14 protein-coding genes are annotated in these 13,904 nt (G+C 70.9%); 7 read left to right on the plus strand and 7 right to left on the minus strand.

Going from position 1 to position 13,904, the window contains the following annotated elements; translation table 11 throughout:
* Positions 1-210 (minus strand): putative immunity protein (locus tag DW297_RS10095; RefSeq protein ID WP_446724366.1); only part of this gene is annotated, 210 nt, incomplete at its 3' end.
* A 192-nt stretch (positions 211-402) separates the two neighbouring features.
* On the opposite strand from DW297_RS10095, the gene DW297_RS10100 reads away from it, so the two are divergent.
* Positions 403-1,206, plus strand: coding sequence for a MerR family transcriptional regulator (locus DW297_RS10100; RefSeq protein WP_240744581.1), 804 nt, complete (start codon positions 403-405; stop codon positions 1,204-1,206).
* Positions 1,203-1,379: a hypothetical protein gene (locus DW297_RS18925; RefSeq protein WP_168387206.1), complete on the plus strand. Its 177-nt coding sequence runs from the start codon at positions 1,203-1,205 to the stop codon at positions 1,377-1,379. Before DW297_RS10100 ends, DW297_RS18925 begins: the two co-directional genes overlap by 4 nt.
* A gap of 6 nt (positions 1,380-1,385) precedes the next feature.
* Here DW297_RS18925 and DW297_RS10105 read toward each other — a convergent pair whose 3' ends face one another.
* The 6 genes from DW297_RS10105 to DW297_RS10130 all read right to left on the minus strand — a co-directional run bounded on the left by DW297_RS10105 (position 1,386) and on the right by DW297_RS10130 (position 7,288).
* Entirely contained in the window at positions 1,386-2,768 is a 1,383-nt protein-coding gene (locus DW297_RS10105) for an LLM class flavin-dependent oxidoreductase (RefSeq protein ID WP_136031934.1), read from the minus strand.
* A 110-nt stretch (positions 2,769-2,878) separates the two neighbouring features.
* Positions 2,879-3,589 (minus strand): nicotinamide riboside transporter PnuC, encoded by a 711-nt coding sequence (pnuC, locus tag DW297_RS10110; protein WP_136031936.1) that lies wholly within the window; start codon positions 3,587-3,589, stop codon positions 2,879-2,881.
* Between the two features lie 5 nt (positions 3,590-3,594).
* Positions 3,595-4,134, minus strand: coding sequence for a GNAT family N-acetyltransferase (locus tag DW297_RS10115; RefSeq protein WP_136031939.1), 540 nt, complete (start codon positions 4,132-4,134; stop codon positions 3,595-3,597).
* Positions 4,135-4,326: 192 nt separating this feature from the next.
* Complete coding sequence (locus tag DW297_RS10120) at positions 4,327-5,532, minus strand: hypothetical protein (protein ID WP_136031941.1); 1,206 nt, start codon at positions 5,530-5,532, stop codon at positions 4,327-4,329.
* A gap of 66 nt (positions 5,533-5,598) precedes the next feature.
* Complete coding sequence (locus DW297_RS10125) at positions 5,599-6,516, minus strand: DUF808 domain-containing protein (protein WP_136031943.1); 918 nt, start codon at positions 6,514-6,516, stop codon at positions 5,599-5,601.
* A 49-nt stretch (positions 6,517-6,565) separates the two neighbouring features.
* Positions 6,566-7,288 carry a FadR/GntR family transcriptional regulator gene (locus DW297_RS10130; protein WP_240744582.1) on the minus strand — a complete coding sequence of 241 codons (723 nt, stop codon included), beginning with the start codon at positions 7,286-7,288 and terminating at the stop codon, positions 6,566-6,568.
* Positions 7,289-7,417: 129 nt separating this feature from the next.
* Between DW297_RS10130 and DW297_RS10135 the strand changes: the two genes are divergently transcribed.
* From DW297_RS10135 to DW297_RS10155, 5 genes are all read left to right on the plus strand, one after another.
* Positions 7,418-9,016, plus strand: coding sequence for an ABC transporter substrate-binding protein (locus DW297_RS10135; RefSeq protein WP_136031946.1), 1,599 nt, complete (start codon positions 7,418-7,420; stop codon positions 9,014-9,016).
* 78 nt (positions 9,017-9,094) lie between these two features.
* Positions 9,095-10,051 (plus strand): ABC transporter permease, encoded by a 957-nt coding sequence (locus tag DW297_RS10140; protein ID WP_136031948.1) that lies wholly within the window; start codon positions 9,095-9,097, stop codon positions 10,049-10,051.
* Position 10,052: 1 nt separating this feature from the next.
* Entirely contained in the window at positions 10,053-12,104 is a 2,052-nt protein-coding gene (locus DW297_RS10145; RefSeq protein ID WP_136031950.1) for a dipeptide/oligopeptide/nickel ABC transporter permease/ATP-binding protein, read from the plus strand.
* Positions 12,101-12,901 (plus strand): ABC transporter ATP-binding protein, encoded by an 801-nt coding sequence (locus DW297_RS10150; protein ID WP_136031953.1) that lies wholly within the window; start codon positions 12,101-12,103, stop codon positions 12,899-12,901. Before DW297_RS10145 ends, DW297_RS10150 begins: the two co-directional genes overlap by 4 nt.
* Before the next feature lie 16 nt (positions 12,902-12,917).
* Positions 12,918-13,862 (plus strand): dihydrodipicolinate synthase family protein, encoded by a 945-nt coding sequence (locus DW297_RS10155; RefSeq protein WP_136031955.1) that lies wholly within the window; start codon positions 12,918-12,920, stop codon positions 13,860-13,862.
* Positions 13,863-13,904 lie beyond the last annotated feature (42 nt).

Here is a 13,904-nt window from a genome sequence, read left to right on the forward strand (position 1 = left end):
GGTGACGGCACTCGCCGCCGCCCGGCCCGCCACGAACCGCCGCCGGATCTCACCCGCGGCGGAGAGCTCCCCGCGTGCGAAGGCCCTGGTCCTGGCGATGGCGTCGCGCGGGCGGTCATCGCCGGGGGCCTCCGCCTCGAACAGCGGCAGCACGCGGTCGGCGCAGTCCGCGGCCCACACGGCGACGGTCCGGCGCTGCCCCTCGGTCATGCCCTGAGCGGTACCCACCGTCACCGCCCTCGGCCCCACGACAGCTCAGGGAACTCGCTCCCCGGCTGCGGTGTCATGGCGAGCGCGCCGTCGAACGATCGCACGGCCTCGATGATCTGCTGTCTGTCCATGCTTCAATGGTCCGGTTGCAGTGCTTATGGAGACTCGGCTGCGGAGAACAGGGGGTTATGGGTGAGCAACCCTCCAGAGCGGGTCAGGAGCACGGCGGAGATCGGCCGGAGCGTCGGCTACTCGGTGCAGCAGGTCCGCGACCTGGAGCGGCTCGGCATCATTCCCCCGGCGGTCCGCGCGGCGAACGGCTACCGGCGCTACGGTGCACGGCACGAGACCGCGGCGCGGGCGTACCGGGAGCTGGCCGCGGCCATCGGTCCGGTGGCGGCCCGCGCGCTCATGCCGATGCTCATCCGGTCCTCGGTCGAACGGGCCGCCGAGCGCATCGATGCCCTCCACGCCGACCTCGCCGACGAGCGCACCCGGGTGCGGGAGGCGCTGCGCGGTCTGGAGGTCGCGGTGTCCGACGCCGACGACGTGTTCGACGACGCCGACGAGATGACGGTCGGTGAGCTCGCCCAGGCTCTCGGCGTGCGGACCTCGGCGCTGCGCCACTGGGAGCGCGAGGGGCTCATCCGCCCGATGCGCGACGGCAGGAGCGCCCGCCGCTACGGCTCGGGCGCGATCACCGAGGCCCGCGTGGTCGCCGCACTCCGGTCGGGCGGCTACGGGATCCCGGCCATCACCCGGATCCTGGAGGAGCTGCGGGCGCACGGCGAGAACGGAGGGCTGCAGAGCATCCTCGCCGCCCGGCTCGACGCCCTCACCCGCCGCAGCGTCGCGCTGCTGGCGGCGGCGGGCAGCCTGCATGCACTGCTCGCCGACACCGACCGCGCGGGCGGCGCGGACACCGCGACGCCCGCCGGAGCCGGCGGTCCGGGAGGGGAGGATCCCGCGGCCCGCGCCCCTAGGCTGGACGTATGACCAAGAACATCTGGACCGTGCTCGGCGTGATCCTCGCTGTCGTGATCGCGTGGTGGATCGTCAGCGCCCTGTTCTCGGTGCTGTGGTTCATCGCGAAGCTCGCGATCGTCGCGGTCGTGGCCGTCGTGGTGTTCCTCGTGCTGCGGAACCTGTTCGCCCGCGACGCCGACTGACGCCGCTCAGGCCCGCGCCGCCGCCCCCACGCGGTACTGCGCGGCGCGGTGCGTGTCCTGCACGCGGTCGCCGCGCCCGTGGAGCTTGTGGCGCAGCGTGCCGGGCGTGTACCCCTCGGGGTACGCGCCGCGCTCGCGCAGCACCGGGATCACGTGCTCGATCACGTCCTGCCACGTGCCGGGCGTGACCGCGTAGGCGAGGTTGAAGCCGTCGATGTCGGTCTGCTCCACCCACGACTGCAGTTCGTCGGCGATCTCCTCGCCCGAGCCGACGACGGTGGGGCCGAGTCCGCCGATGGCGTTGTGCCGCCCGAAGTCGCCGACCGTCCACTCCCGGCCGAGATCCGCCTCCTCCTTCAGGTGCTGGAGCACCGACTGGATCGCGTTGGACTCCACGTTCCCCACGGGTTCGTCTTCGCCGTACTGCGACAGGTCGACGCCCATCCAGCCCGACATGAACGTGAGGGCCCCCTCGGGACTCGCATACGACAGGTACTCCGCGTGCTTCGCGGTCGCCTCCTCGCTCGTGGCCGCGGTGATCACGGTCAGCAGCGTGTAGATGCGGGCGTCGTAGCGGTCGCGTCCCGCCGCCTCGAGGGCGTCGCGGATGCGCTTCACGGTGCCGGCCAGCACCTCCTTCGACGGGGCGGCGACGAAGATCGCCTCGGCGTTCTCGGCCGCGAACCGCACGCCGCGGGGGCTCGCACCGGCCTGGTAGATGACGGGGGTGCGCTGCGGCGACGGCTCGGAGATGTGGATGCCCGGCACGCGGAAGTGCGTGCCCTCGTGCCGGATCGGGTGCACCTTGGCGGGGTCGGTGAAGATGCCGCGCTCGCGGTCCTCGACCACGGCGTCGTCCTCCCACGACCCCTCCCACAGCTTGTACAGCACCTCGACGTACTCGTCGGCGTGGTCGTAGCGGTCGTCGTGACCGAGCTGATCCTCCTGGCCCATGTTGCGGGCGGCGCTGGGGAGGTAGCCGGTGACGACGTTCCAGCCGATGCGGCCCTGCGTGAGGTGGTCGAGCGTGCTGAGCCGCCGTGCGAACGGGTAGGGGTGCTCGAACGCCGTGCCGGCCGTGATGCCGAAGCCGAGGTGCTCGGTCACCGCGGCCATCGCGCTCACGAGCAGGATCGGGTCGTTCACCGGCACCTGGGCGCCGTTGCGGATCGCGGCCTCGTTGGTGCCGCCGTACACGTCGTAGGTGCCGAGCACGTCGGCGATGAAGATGCCGTCGAAGGTCGCGCTCTCCAGCAGTGTCGCCAGCTCGGTCCAGTACGAGATCGTGTTGTACTGCCGCGACCGGTCGTCGGGGTGCCGCCACAGCCCGGACGACTGGTGGGCGACGCAGTTCATGTCGAAGGCGTTGAAGCGGATCTGTCGGGTCATGCGACCCATGAAACGGGACACACGGGGCCGCGGTCGAGCACCGCCGACACGCACCGAAACAATCGCGAGGGCGGCGGTCAGGGTCAGCGGTCGTAGACGTCGCAACGAGGTCAGAGGGCGTCCTCGTCGAGGCGTCGAGGGCTGGGGTCGGGAGGCAGGATCTCGATCCCGTGGTCGGCACGGCGCTGCGCCCGCCACCAGATCACGAACCCGACCGCGGTGAACACGCCGTAGAACACGTACATGAGGCCGGTCGCGTAGTAGCCGGAGCCGAACAGCAGCGGCACGCCGACCACGTCCACGGCGATCCAGATGAGCCAGAACTCCGTCCACCCCTTCGCCATGCCGTACGTGGCCAGAAGCGAGCCGACGAACGTCCAGGCGTCGGCCCACACCGGCTCCCACGACCCGAGCGCGCGGAACACGGGGGTGAGCGCGACCGTGCCGACGATCATCACCAGCACGATTCCGACGCGGGCGCTCGTGGGTGCCCACCGCGGCACCACGCGGCCGCCCTCGGCGTTGCGCCAGCGGATCCAGCCGTACACCGCGACGGCGATGAACATGACCTGGCGGCCGGCCTGGCCGAGCAGGTGGGGGAGCGAGGGGTCGGGGCTGAGCGCCGAACCGAGGAACACGGTCAGCAGCAGCAGGTTGCCGACGATGCCGACCGGCCACGCCCACACCTTGCGCCGCATGCCGCCGAGCGCGCTCGCCAGCCCGAACGCGTTGCCCACCACTTCGCGCACCAGCAGGGTCTGCCCGCCCGGCAGCAGCCACTGCGAATTGAAGGCGTCGACGAGCCACTGCAGCAGGTCCACCGGCGTCAGTCCTCGGTGCCGGGGCGCGCGTCGGGCGAGGGGCGGTCGTCGAGCACGAGCTGCAGCATGCTGAGGTCGAGCCAGCGGCCGAACTTCGCGCCCACCTGCGGCATGCGTCCGACCTCGCGGAAGCCGAGGCGCTCGTGCAGGGCGATCGACGCCGCGTTCCCGCTCTCCACCCCGCCGATCATCACGTGCATCCCGGCGGTGCGCGCGTGAGCGATGAGCTCCTCCATGAGCGCTCGGCCGATGCCGCGGCCGCGCTGATCACCCCGCACGTAGACGGAGTGCTCGACCGTGAGCCGGTAGCCGCTGTGCGGCCGCCACTGCGCGTACGACGCGTAGCCGAGCACGCCGGTGTCGTCGGCGGCGACGATCACCGGGTATCCGCGGGCGGTCCGGTCGGCGAGCCACGCGGCGCGGTCGGCGCGGTCCACCGCCTCCTCGTTCCAGATCGCCGTGGTGTGCACGACGGCGTGGTTGTGGATCTCGGTGATCGTGTCGAGGTCGGCATCGTGGGCTGGCCTGAGCTGCACGGCGGTCATGGGGCGCTCACCAGCAGGGTCGAGACGGGGATGCAGTCACGTTCCGCACTCTATCGGGGGTGACCAGCGCATCGCGTCATGGACAGGGTGGGGAACAGGCCCGCGGGGTCGAGGCCGACCGATTCGGCGCGGCCCGCCGGGGGTGAAGCGCAGCGCCCGGGCTGGTCGGGCGACCCGCCGTGGCCCCGGCGGTCAGCCGATGCGCTCGGAGTCGGACAGCGTAGCGCGGACGAGGATCGCGCGTCGCATGTCGGCCACGATCGGTTCCGAGAAGCGGGCGCGGTAGCGGCTCTCGCTCACGGCCGAGAACACGAACGGCAGCGCCGAGACGATGGCGACCAGCGTCGCCGCCTTGAGGAGGTTGACCGTGAGCGGAAGTGCCACGCCCTGCACCACGAGCGGCTGCACCACGAGCGCGTGCACCGACGTGGGATCACCCAGCCAGGTCTGCGCGAGATCCGGAGGAACGGCGATCGCACCGATGAGAACGAGCAGCACGGCGAGCAGCAGAGCGAAGACGGCCGCCTGGACGAGGTGCGCGAGGGTCATCGCGAGCAGCATGTTGATCCGCTGCGGACGGCCGACGGTCGACGCCGGATCCGTCGACGCCGGGCGACCCTCGGCCGGCGTGCCCCGCAGCAGGTCGCGCTCCTCGTCGACGGTGAGCGCGAGCGTCGCCGGGTCGACCTCGGTCGCGCTCACCTGCAGCACGACCGCGCCGGCGAGCGCGGCCACCACCAGTGCCAGGAGCCCGAGCGCGGACCACGACAGCACGGATGCCATCTGCCAGACCTCGACCGAGAAGAACGCGAACAGCACGAGCATGAGGATGACGGGAAGTGCGATGGTCGCCATGTGCCCGATCGCGGCGAGGTTGCGGGCTGCGAGCCTCGTCGCCCACGACAGCAGCGCGCCGCCGCCGAACGCGACCAGCAGCACGCTCCCCGCGACGATCGAGAGGGATTCCGCGACCGGCGCTGCGGGCGCGCCCTCGGTGACGCCTCCTTCGAGCATCACGCCGGCAGCGCAGAGAGCGATGACCACCATCGCGGCCGCCGTGCGTCGAACCCCGCGCAGGTGGCGGAGCGTGACGCGCACCACGGCGAACCCGGCCCAGGCGAGGACGAGACTGGTCAGCAGCGCGGCGAGGATCGCGAACGCGAGGCCCGTGCCGTCCTTGGTCTCCACGAGCAGGTGCAGGGCGAACGAGAAGTCGTCGATCCCGTCGCCCGCGAGGGTCCAGTAGACGGACGCGGCGGCGATGAGCGGCGCCGACCGCGGCACGATGTCATGGAACCAGCGACGCCAGGGCACGAAGGTCGGGAGCCCCTGCGCCCGGAACCACCGGTCTGCAGCGAAGGAGGTGACGGTGATCGGCGACGGCGGACGTGGGCGCATCGGTGAAATCTAACATTTCACCCCGGACATCCCCTGGCGCAACCGATCTGCCCGGGTGCGATCCGCTCAGGCGTGGACGTCGGCGGGGGAGGTCTCGCCCTCGTGGAAGCTCGGCTTCTTGCCGAAGAGGCGCGCGATGCCCAGCACGATCCCGACGATCACGAGGCCCCACACGAGGCCGGCGATCGCGGAGATGAGGGTGTCGACGATCCACACCACGACGCCGCCGAGGGGTTCGAGCGCGTGCTCGACCGCGTGCAGCACGTCGGCCGGGGCGTGCAGGCCGACCTCGCCGAGGTTGATCAGCACCAGGTGACCGCCGACCCAGAGCATCGCGACCGTGCCCAGCACGCTGATGAAGCGGAACACCGCCGGCATCGACCGCACGATCCGGGTGCCGGTGTGGCGCACCCGCTGCACCGGGTTCTTCGCCATCTTCAGCCCGATGTCGTCGATCTTCACCAGCAGCGCGACCACGCCGTACACCGCCACCGTCATCAGCAGCGCGATCACGGCGAGGATCGCCAGTGTCGACCAGACGTCGAGGCCCTTGTCGAGGCTGGCCAGCGAGATGAGCATGATCTCGGTCGACAGGATGAGGTCGGTGCGGATGGCGCCGAACACGAGCTTGCGCTCGTCGCGCGCGCCCTCGTCGGCATGACCGTGCTGCACCCCGAACCACTCGAGCACCTTCTCGGCGCCCTCGAAGCACAGGTACGAGCCGCCCAGGATCAGCAGGTACGGGAGCACCCACGGGGCGAACGCCGTGAGCAGCAGCGCGATCGGGATGATGATGACGAACTTGTTCACCAGCGACCCGAGCGCGATCTTCCCCACCACCGGGAGCTCACGCGCCGGCGTGATGCCCTGCACGTACTGCGGGGTGACGGCGGCGTCGTCGATCACGACGCCGGCGGCCTTGGCGGAGGCCTTCATGGCCGCGCTCAGGATGTCGTCGACGACGGCGAGCAGTCCAACGGACATGGCAGTCCTCTTTCCGGTGGGGGGAAGGTCAGACTACCGACTCCCGGGGTCAGGCCCGTGCGTCCTCCGCGGTGGCGAGCACGCGCTGCAGCGGCTGGTAGTGCTCGATCACGGCCCGGCGGTACCGCGCCACGTCGCCGGCGCGTGCCGCGTCGAGCATGTCGCCGTGCGCCTGGGCGGTCTGGGTGATGTCGTCGGGCTGGGCGATGCCGAGCTGCGGGAGCACCGCGGTGTGCACGTCCCAGAACGCGCCGACGAGCTGTCCGACCAGGCGGTTGTCGATCGCGCCGAACAGCCGGGTGTGGAAAGCCCTGTCCTCTTCGAGGAAGTACTCGCCGCGCCCGGCCTTGTCGACCATGTCGGCCACGAGCTCGTCCAGCTCCGGATCCTCCTGTGCCTGGGCGGCCTCGACCACGCGCTCGGCCATCGACAGGTCGAGGGCGAGGCGCACCTCCACCACCTCGCGCAGCGCCTGCAGCGACCCCTCGGGCGAGAGCACGCCGCGGAACACGAGCGCCTCCACCATCGGGTCGAGCGACATCGGGCCGACGTAGGTGCCGTGGCCGTGGCGGACGTCGACGATGTCGAGCGTGGAGAGCGTGCGGATGGCCTCGCGGACGGAGGAGCGCGACACGTCGAGCTCCTCGCACAGCTCGGCCTCGGTGGGCAGCGGGTCGCCGGGGGTGAGCCCGCGCGTGAGGATGAGCTGCTTGATCTGGTCGGCCGTCGTGGCACGGCGCATGCGCGATGCCCTCCCCGTGGTGGACTTCATGGGGCCCCTCTCGTGCCTGACAGAAAACGCTCCGATCATCTCACTCTTGTGATCTGATCGAACGTGTGTTTAGAGTACATCAGACATCAGATGTCCTCAAGATGTCCCCCCCTTCACCCTGGAGCACACATGAACCGACACATCACCCGCCGCCGCGCGGGTCGATTCGCGATGGCGGTCGCCGGCACGGTCGCCGCGTCCCTCGCCCTCGCCGGCTGCGGCGGCGGCGCCGCCAGCACGCCGGACGAGAGCCCCGCCGCGAGCGAGGTCGACCCCGACGGCATCATCGAGGCCGGCATCTCCTACACGCTCAACGGCAGCTTCGACCCGATGGTCGCCTCCGGCGCCGTCACGGTCTCCGCCAACTGGCACATCTTCGAGGGCCTCGTCGACCTCGACCCGGTCACGCAGGAGGCCGCCCCCGCGCTCGCCGCCGACTTCCCGACCAAGGTCGACGACACCACCTACGAGATCGACCTCCGCGAGGGCGCCACGTTCCAGAACGGCGACCCGGTCACCGCCGACGACGTGGTCTTCAGCTACGAGCGCGTGCTCGACCCGGCCAACAACTCGCTGTTCCGCTCGTTCGTCGACTTCATCGACACCGTCACCGCCGTCGACGAGGACACCGTCCGCATCACCACCGACTACCCGTTCTCGCTGATCGACGACCGCCTCGGCGTCGTCAAGATCGTGCCGAAGGCCGTGGTCGAGGCCGACCCCGAGGACTTCGGTGCGAACCCCGTCGGATCCGGCCCGTACTCCCTGGTCTCCGCGGTGCCCGAGGACAAGCTCGTCTTCGAACGCTACGACGACTACAACGGCCCGCGCCCCGCCCTCGCCGCCGGCATGAACTGGAACCTGCTCGCCGACGCCTCCGCCCGCGTCACCGCGATGTCGACCGGCACCGTGCAGGCCATCGAGGACGTGCCCTACATCGACGCCGACGCGCTCGCCGCCTCCGCCGACGTCGAGAGCGTGCAGTCGTTCGGCCTGCTGTTCATGATGTTCAACACGAAGGCCGCGCCCTTCGACGACGTGCGCGTGCGCCAGGCGCTGCACTACGCGCTCGACATGGACAAGATCATCGAGACCGGCATGCTCGGCAACGCCACCCCCGCCACCTCGTTCCTACCCGAGGACTACCCGAACTACCACGAGGCGTCCACCGTCTACACCTACGACCCCGACAAGGCGAAGGAGCTGCTCGACGAGGCCGGGGTCTCCGACCTCGCCATCACGCTCCGCATGACCGACACCGGCTGGGTCAAGGAGGTCGCCCCGCTCATCAAGGAGTCGCTCGACGCGATCGGCATCGACACCACGCTCGACATCAGCCAGTCCGCGTCGATGTACGAGAAGATCGACTCCGGCGACTACACCGTCGCCATCGCCCCCGGTGACCCGTCGGTGTTCGGCGTCGACCCCGACCTGCTCATGAACTGGTGGTACGGCGAGAACGTCTGGACCCAGACGCGCACCGCCTGGGCCGACTCGCCCGAGTACGCCGAGCTGCGCACGCTCCTCGACACCGCCGTGACCCAGGAGGGCGACGAGCAGCAGAAGACCTGGGACCAGGCGTTCGACCTGATCTCCGACCAGGCCGTGCTGTACCCGCTGTTCCACCGCAAGCTGCCCACCGCCTGGAGCAGCCAGGAGCTCGTCGGCTTCCAGCCCGTCCCCACCACCGGCCTGTCGTTCCTCGACGTCGGCGTGGCGGCGAAGTAGCCCCGGCCCCACCCCGCGGGGGCGCGCTCGCCCGAAGAGCGCGTCCCCGCCACCACCCCCACCCGGAAGGAGCGGCACGTGTCCAACACGCTCCGCCTCATCGGCCGGCGACTGCTGCAGCTGCCGCTGATGATCCTCGGCATCACGTTCCTGGTCTTCTTCGTGATGTCGTTCTCGCCCGTCGACCCGGCGCGCACCGCGCTCGGCGAGACCGCGTCCCCCGAAGCCCTCGAGGCCTACCGCGAAGAGCACGGACTGAACCTTCCGCTGTTCGTGCGCTACGTGAACTTCCTGTTCGGCCTCGTGCAGGGCGACCTCGGCACCTACTCCGCCCGCAGCCTGCCCGTGATCGACGAGGTGGCCCGCGCGTTCCCCGTGACCCTGGCGCTGACCTTCCTCGGCCTGCTCATCGCGGTGATCGTGGCGTTCGCGATCGGTGTACTCGCCGCCGTCTACCGCGACCGCTGGCCCGACCAGGTCATCCGCGTGTTCGGCGTCGCCGCCCTCTCCACGCCCTCGTTCTGGCTCGCGATCCTGCTCATCCAGCTCTTCACGCTCGGGCTCGGACTGCTGCCGGCGTCCGGCCCCCTGCCCGACTTCTGGACCGATCCGTCGGGCTGGCTCGCCCGCATGACGCTCCCCGCCGTCGCCCTCGCCGTCCCCGTGATCGGCCAGCTCTCGCGCGTCGTACGCACCTCGATGGTCGAGGAGCTCGACCGCGACTACGTGCGCACCGCGCTCGGCGCCGGGATCCCCCGCGTGATCGTGGTCGGCCGCAATGTGCTGCGCAACGCCCTCATCACCCCCGTCACCGTGCTCGGCCTGCGCATCGGCTACCTGCTCGGCGGGGCCGTGGTGATCGAGATCATCTTCGCGATCCCCGGCATGGGAACGCTGATCCTCAACGGCGTCACCAACAACGAACCCAACCTCGTGCAGGGAGTGACGCTCGCGGTCGCCCTCGCGTTCGTCGTGATCAACATCATCGTCGACCTCCTGTACGTGCTCATCAATCCTCGAATCCGGGCGGTGTGACATGCGACGCAGACTCACGGAACGACTCTCCGTCCCCGGCCTCCGCTGGGGCCGCCTCTCCCTCGGCTCGATCATCTGCCTGACGGTGCTCGCGCTCATCGCGCTGGCCGCCGTCCTGGCCCCGCTGATCTCGCCCTACGACCCGCTGGCCTCGGGCACCCCCGTGCAGCCGCCGAGCCCCGAGCACTGGTTCGGCACCGACCGTCAGGGCCGCGACATCTTCTCGCGCCTGGTCTACGGCGCCCGCTACTCGCTCGTGATCGGCCTGGGCGCGACCCTCGTGGCCCTCGCCGTCGCCTGTGTGCTCGGCACGATCGCCGCGACCGCGCCCAAGTGGATCTCCGAGACGCTCATGCGCGTCATGGACGTCATCATGTCGTTCCCGGGCATCGCGCTCGCCGCCGTGTTCGTGGCCGTGTTCGGCAAGTCCCTCCCGGTGCTGGTCCTCACGATCGCGTTCCTCTACGTGCCCCAGCTGACCCGCATCGTGCGCGCCAACATCCTCGACCAGTACGGCGAGGACTACGTCTCCGCCGTGCGGGTGATGGGAGCGGGCACCCCGCGCATCATCGTGCGGCACGTCGCCCGCAACGCGATGGCCCCCGTGCTCGTGTTCGCCACGGTGCTCGTCGCCGACGCGATCGTGTTCGAGGCGTCGCTGTCGTTCCTCCAGGCCGGGGTGCCCGACCCCGAGCCGTCCTGGGGCAACGTGATCGCCGCCGGCCGCAACCTCCTCATGAGCGGTGCGTGGTGGGCGACCTTCTTCCCCGGCATCCTCATCATGATCACGGTCCTGTGCCTCAACATCCTGTCCGAGGGCATGACCGACGCGATGGTGTCGCCGCGCGCCCGCAAGGTCACCGCGGACGCCGCGAACACCGAGGAGTCGACGCAGGAGCTGGAGGCCGCGGCCGCGCCCGACGACACGCATGTGATCCCCACCGTCGACACGTCCGTGAACCTGTCCGTGCCCAGCGGCGTGCCCGACGTGCTCGTGCCCACCGCCGAGACCGTGCCGCTCGCCGCACGCCTGGCCGAGCTGCGCGCCCGCGAGCTCGACCGCACCGACCGCCTCGTCTACACGGGCGATCAGGCGCCGCTGCTCGAGGTGCAGGACCTGTGCATCTCCTTCCCGCGCCACGGCGACGTGAACGTGGTCGACCACGTCAGCTTCACCGTGCGCCCCGGCGAGACGATGTCGCTCGTGGGCGAGTCGGGCTGCGGCAAGTCCATCACCTCGCTCGCGATCATGGGCCTGCTCGACCCGAAGGCCGACATCCGCGGACGCATCCTGTTCGACGGCAAGGACCTGCTGCAGATGTCCCCGAGGGAGCGCAACGCCCTCCGCGGACACGACATCGCGATGGTCTACCAGGACGCACTGAGCTCGCTGAACCCGGCGATGCTGATCCGCTCGCAGATGAAGCAGCTGACCTCGCGCGGCGGCACCCGCACCGCCGAGGAGCTGCTGGAGCTGGTCGGGCTCGACCCGCAGCGCACCCTCGCCTCGTACCCGCACGAGCTGTCGGGTGGTCAGCGGCAGCGCGTGCTGATCGCCATGGCCCTCACGCGCGACCCGCGCCTGGTGATCGCCGACGAGCCCACCACGGCCCTCGACGTGACCGTGCAGGCGCAGGTCGTGGAGCTGCTGATGCGGCTGCAGCGCGAGCTCGGCTTCGCGCTCGTGTTCGTGTCGCACGACCTCGCCCTGGTCGCGGAGCTGTCGCACCGCATCACCGTCATGTACGCGGGGCAGGTGGTCGAGCAGGGCACCACGCGCGAGGTGCTCACGCAGCCGGTGCACGAGTACACGCAGGGCCTCCTGGGGGCCGTGCTGTCGATCGAGGCCGGATCCGACCGGCTGCACCAGGTGTCGGGCGTCGTGCCGTCGCCGCGCGACTTCCCCGCGGGCGACCGCTTCGCGCCGCGCTCGTCCGACCCCGCCCGGTACGCGGGTGTGGAGCCCGTGCGGCGGCACATCGAGGGCACAGAGCACTACTACTCCGCGCATCCCGACGATGCGCCCGTCGAGGCGATCGGAGCAGGACGATGAGCGACCCCGTCATCCAGCTGCAGGACGTGCACGTCCGCTACAAGACCCGGGCGTCGTCGCTGTTCCGGCCCCGCTACGTCGACGCGCTCGACGGCGTCTCCCTCACGGTGCGCCGCGGCCAGACCCTCGGCATCGTGGGCGAGTCCGGGTCGGGCAAGTCGACCTCGGCCAAGGTGCTGATCGGACTCGAGAAGCCCACCAGCGGGCAGGTCGTGTTCGACGGCGAGCCCGTGCGCTCGTTCACCCCCGCCGTGCGCAAACGCCTCGGACGCATCCTCTCGGTGGTGTTCCAAGACCCCGCGACCGCGCTGAACGCCCGCATGACGGTGCGCGACGCGCTGCTCGACCCGCTGCAGGTCCACCGCCTCGGCACCGCCGCGACGCGGTCGCGGAAGGTGCGCGACCTGGTCGGGCTCGTCGGGCTCCCCGCCTCCGCGCTCGACGCCCTGCCCAGCCAGCTCTCGGGCGGGCAGCGGCAGCGCGTTGCGATCGCTCGTGCGCTGGTGCTCGACCCGCAGGTGATCGTCGCGGACGAGCCCACCTCCGCGCTCGACGTGTCGGTGCGCGCGCAGATCCTGAACCTGCTCACCGACCTGAAGGAGCAGCTCGGCCTCGGCATGGTCTTCATCTCCCACGACATCCAGACCGTGCGCTACCTCTCCGACGAGATCGCCGTGATGAACAAGGGGAAGGTCGTCGAGTTCGGCGACGCGGCCCGCGTGTTCGACGACCCCGCCGATCCCTACACCAGAACGCTGCTGGGCGCTGCGCCCTCGCTGCTCGAACCCCACCACTGAAACGACCGGAACACACATGTCCTCTGCTTCCCCCGCCCCTTCGTTCTCGGGCGTCGTCCCTCCCGTCGCCACCCCGCTCCTCCCGGACGGCACGATCGACCACGCCTCCCTCACGCGGCTCGTCGAACGGCTGATCGACGAGGGCGTCTCCGGCCTCTTCGCGCTCGGCTCGACCGGGGAGACCGCGTACTTCACCGACGACCAGCGCGTCGAGCTGCTGCGCACGATCGTCACCGCGAACGCCGGCCGGGTGCCGGTGATCGCGGGCGCCATCGAGCTGACCGCCCCGCGCATCATCGAGACCGCCCGCCGCCTGGTCGAGGCGGGCGCACAGGCCATCGTCACCACCGCCCCGCTGTACACGCTCAACTCGGCCGCCGAGGTCGCCGACCACTTCCGCACCATCGCCGCCGCGATCGACGCCCCGCTGTGGGCCTACGACGTGCCCGTCCGGGTGCACACGAAGCTCGGAGTCGACCTGCTCGTGCAGCTGGGCACCGAGGGCGTGATCCAGGGTGTGAAGGACTCCTCGGGCGACGACGTGTCGTTCCGCCGCCTGGTCGCCGCGAACGAGGCGGCCGGCCGCCCGCTGCAGCTGCTCACCGGGCACGAGGTCGTGGTCGACGCGATGGCCCTGGTCGGCGCGGCCGGCGTGGTCCCGGGCCTCGCGAACGTCGAGGCTGCGGGCTACGTGCGCCTGTGGAACGCCGCGCAGCAGGGCGACTGGACGGCCGCCCGCGCCGAGCAGGAGCGCATCAACCGCCTGTTCGACATCGTGTTCCAGCCGCGGGGCCTCTCCGGCGACGCGACCGGGGTCGGCGCGTTCAAGGCGGCCATGCACGCCCGCGGCATCATCGACCACGCGACCATGGCCGACACGGTGCAGGCGCTCGACGCCGACGCGGTCGCCGGCATCCGCGCCATCCTCGACGAGCTCGGGCTGCTCCCGGTCGCGGTGTGATGGGCGAGGTCGTCCTCGCCGTCGACATCGGCGGCACCAAGA

This window comes from Microbacterium sp. PF5 (assembly GCF_004794315.1).
Classification (GTDB): domain Bacteria; phylum Actinomycetota; class Actinomycetes; order Actinomycetales; family Microbacteriaceae; genus Microbacterium; species Microbacterium sufflavum.

What these genes read in the sequence shown, in the direction of transcription:
- DW297_RS10155 (WP_136031955.1), top strand. Translation starts at nt 12,918, where the DNA reads ATGTCCTCTGCTTCCCCCGCCCCTTCGTTCTCGGGCGTCGTCCCTCCC.
- DW297_RS10145 (WP_136031950.1), top strand. Translation starts at nt 10,053, where the DNA reads ATGCGACGCAGACTCACGGAACGACTCTCCGTCCCCGGCCTCCGCTGG.
- DW297_RS10150 (WP_136031953.1), top strand. Translation starts at nt 12,101, where the DNA reads ATGAGCGACCCCGTCATCCAGCTGCAGGACGTGCACGTCCGCTACAAG.
- DW297_RS18925 (WP_168387206.1), top strand. Translation starts at nt 1,203, where the DNA reads ATGACCAAGAACATCTGGACCGTGCTCGGCGTGATCCTCGCTGTCGTG.
- DW297_RS10120 (WP_136031941.1), bottom strand. Translation starts at nt 5,532, where the DNA reads ATGCGCCCACGTCCGCCGTCGCCGATCACCGTCACCTCCTTCGCTGCA.
- DW297_RS10115 (WP_136031939.1), bottom strand. Translation starts at nt 4,134, where the DNA reads ATGACCGCCGTGCAGCTCAGGCCAGCCCACGATGCCGACCTCGACACG.
- DW297_RS10125 (WP_136031943.1), bottom strand. Translation starts at nt 6,516, where the DNA reads ATGTCCGTTGGACTGCTCGCCGTCGTCGACGACATCCTGAGCGCGGCC.
- DW297_RS10105 (WP_136031934.1), bottom strand. Translation starts at nt 2,768, where the DNA reads ATGACCCGACAGATCCGCTTCAACGCCTTCGACATGAACTGCGTCGCC.
- DW297_RS10130 (WP_240744582.1), bottom strand. Translation starts at nt 7,288, where the DNA reads ATGAAGTCCACCACGGGGAGGGCATCGCGCATGCGCCGTGCCACGACG.
- DW297_RS10135 (WP_136031946.1), top strand. Translation starts at nt 7,418, where the DNA reads ATGAACCGACACATCACCCGCCGCCGCGCGGGTCGATTCGCGATGGCG.